This is a genomic window from Bacillota bacterium (genome assembly GCA_040754675.1).
Taxonomy (GTDB): domain Bacteria; phylum Bacillota; class Limnochordia; order Limnochordales; family Geochordaceae; genus Geochorda.
Genome location: JBFMCJ010000660.1, coordinates 1 through 2105, shown reverse-complemented (window position 1 = coordinate 2105; position 2105 = coordinate 1). Strand labels below are relative to the sequence as shown.

The 2105-nt window shown below is 67.6% G+C and carries 3 protein-coding genes; all 3 read left to right on the top strand.

Annotated elements, in window-relative coordinates; translation table 11 throughout:
- Nucleotides 1-217, top strand: a 217-nt coding sequence (locus AB1609_22200) for a hypothetical protein (protein ID MEW6049146.1), incomplete at its 5' end; no start/stop codon positions are given.
- Between the two features lie 35 nt (nt 218-252).
- Nucleotides 253-1224: a hypothetical protein gene (locus AB1609_22195; protein ID MEW6049145.1), complete on the top strand. Its 972-nt coding sequence runs from the start codon at nt 253-255 to the stop codon at nt 1222-1224.
- A 41-nt stretch (nt 1225-1265) separates the two neighbouring features.
- Nucleotides 1266-1784: an N-acetylmuramoyl-L-alanine amidase gene (locus tag AB1609_22190; protein ID MEW6049144.1), complete on the top strand. Its 519-nt coding sequence runs from the start codon at nt 1266-1268 to the stop codon at nt 1782-1784.
- Nucleotides 1785-2105: the final 321 nt, after the last annotated feature.

Sequence of the window (2105 nt, the reverse complement as noted above, 5' to 3'; positions counted from 1 at the left end):
GATGCCCCGGTTCATTCTCGGCTTCAAGACCCTGGCCGATCTCCTGGAGGGGATCATCGGCCGGCTGACGCCTCTGGAGAACGAGCACTTCAACCCGGAGTCGGGGGACAGCCTCCAGGCGGTCCGCATGCCGGACGGCTTCGTTGGACCGGCGCAAGGTGCTGAAAGCTCTCAGGATGGCCGTCAAGCGCATGGAGTACGACATCAAGCTCGATGAGTTCTTCCGCTTGCGGGCGGAGATAGAGGCTGACCATGGACCTGCATCTACCTAACGCCACCAGGCCTTTCTCGCCCGCCGAGATCGACCTGGCAGTCCATGTCCGTCCGACGGCTCTGGTCCACCTGGTCTACGCGGACGGTGTTGTGCCGGAGCACGTCGGCCAGGTGGGGAGCCTGGTCGAGCGGACGGGCGCACGGCTGATCCTGCGCCCCTACGAGCGCGAGATCATGCGCCGGTGGCAGGCCTGGGACTGGGGCAGGGAGTGCGGCCGGCGGACGCGGCCGTACCTGCGCTTCGGGCGCCCGGCGGTGGTGGTGACCAACGAGGACAACCTGCCCGAGGAGGGCGGCATCACCGAGCCCTGGGCACTCTGGCGCTACTGGGTTGAGGCGGCGGCCGGCGTCCGCTCCGATCTGGGAGATGCCGTCGATCTGGCCCTACCGCCCCTGGCGCCCGTGGGCAACTACCGGGAGATCTACGGCTGGATCGTGTCCTGGGGGGTCCCGCGGCACTTCCAGAGGGTCGCCTGCCATGCCTACGCCCGCACCGGCAACTGGTCGGACCCCGCCTGGCTGCGCGCTCAGACCGGCCTGCCGGTGGACGTGACCGAGTGGGATAGCTGGCTGGGGGAGGGCCGCTACCTCCCCCTGTCCGAGTGTCTGGCGAAGCTGGAGGGGGCCGAAGCTCGCTGCTGGTTCATCCTGTCCAGCGACGATCCGGCCTTCGATTTCTGCAACCTGCTGAAGCACCGAGAGCTGTTGGAGGTGGAGATGGAGCTACAGGCCATAGTGGAGGGGCTGAGGAAGCACCTGGAGGAGAGCGGTGAGATGGCCAGGCTCGCCCTGGATCAGAACGCCCTGCTGACCGAGCTGGTGGTGAGGATCCTCGAGGGCAAGTTCGACGCTGCCAGCCACGGCGACCAGTCGGCGGAGGCGTTGCTGTACGCCGTGAGCCCGAACATGATGGATCGCCGGCTCCAGGTGGTGAGGTTCCCAAAAGGGTAGGGCCTCAGCAGCCCGAGGCCGCGACCTTCGAGCCGCAGGTCCTGGATTACCCCAACCGGCACGCCGTCGGCTGGTGGTACGATGCGGCGCCCGAGGGCTGCATCCTGCACGGCACCAGGTCGGGCGAGTCCAGGAGCATTCACGACGAGCTGATCGCCACGGCGACGTGGGCGGCCGGCGAGCCCTACTACATCGACTGGGAGACGGGCCAGAGGGTGTATCTCGCCTGGCACGTCACCATCGGGGAAGGGGAGATCGCCTGCCACCTGCCCCTGAACCGGTGGGGATGGCACGCCGGCAGCCACAGCCGGCGATGGTTTGGCGCCGAGTTCGCCCAGCCGACCGGCGACGACCCGATCACCGATCTCCAGGTGCAGACGTTCTGCTGGTGGTGGAGGAACGTGGTCCGGAAGCGGTGGCCCGGGGTGCCTGACCATTTCCTGGGGCACAGCGAGGTCCGGCAGGGGATCAACGCCGGCAAGACGGACCCGTACACGGTGGGCAGCCCCGAGATGGACAATCTCCGCCGGCGCATCCTGAGCCTGGTGAACGGTGGCTGATCGCCTGGTGCACACTACAATGTCCCCGTAGCCGATGCTGCGTGCTCGCTCAAAGGCCCGCCGGGGGTGCCACCTCCCCGGCGGGCTGCTCATTAGGTCAGTGAAGTGCTCTGGCTCGTAGGAGCCAGCGGCAAGCGCCTCCCGCATGAAGGATTGACAGCAACGGGCCGCTGCTGATAACCTGATCTCGCTGTTCCATCCTTCCCGGCCTTCCCGTGGATATCGGGACGGGGCCGGCCTCCGAGTGCGCCATCGAGCTCGGGGGCCGGCCCTTTCTATGTGCCTCAGCCGATTCCCCAACGAAACCGCCCGAGCCGGGCC